Consider the following 384-nt stretch of genomic DNA (forward strand, 5'->3'; position numbering starts at 1 on the left):
GGTCTCTACCGGCAATGCGCTGGATTTGGCCATTAACGATGATGGTTTCTTTGTTATGTGCGATAGCGCGGGGAATATCTCCTACACCCGCGCCGGGTCCTTTGTGACGGACAAAAACGGCTATATCGTTAACGCATCGGGCGATTACCTGCAAGGTTATCCGGTTGATGACAGCGGCACGCTGCAAACCGGTACAGTGACCGACATTCAGATTAAAACCGGCAACATTCCGGCGCAGGCTACTGACAGCATGACCTTTACGGCCAACTTTGATGCCAGTGATGAAGCGATCGATCGCACCAGCGTGCCGTTTGACCCGAATAACAGCGACACCTACACCGACAGCTACACCACCACCGTGTATGACTCGTTGGGTAACGAGCA

The 384-nt window shown here is 53.4% G+C and carries 1 protein-coding gene; it reads left to right on the forward strand.

Translation table 11 applies throughout. From position 1 onward, the window contains the following. The coding region (locus FDX22_RS31190; protein ID WP_255432942.1) for a flagellar hook-basal body complex protein at nt 1-384 on the forward strand (384 nt) is incomplete at both ends.

This window comes from Citrobacter sp. TBCS-14 (assembly GCF_005280805.1).
In the GTDB taxonomy this organism is placed as follows: Bacteria; Pseudomonadota; Gammaproteobacteria; order Enterobacterales; family Enterobacteriaceae; genus Citrobacter; species Citrobacter gillenii.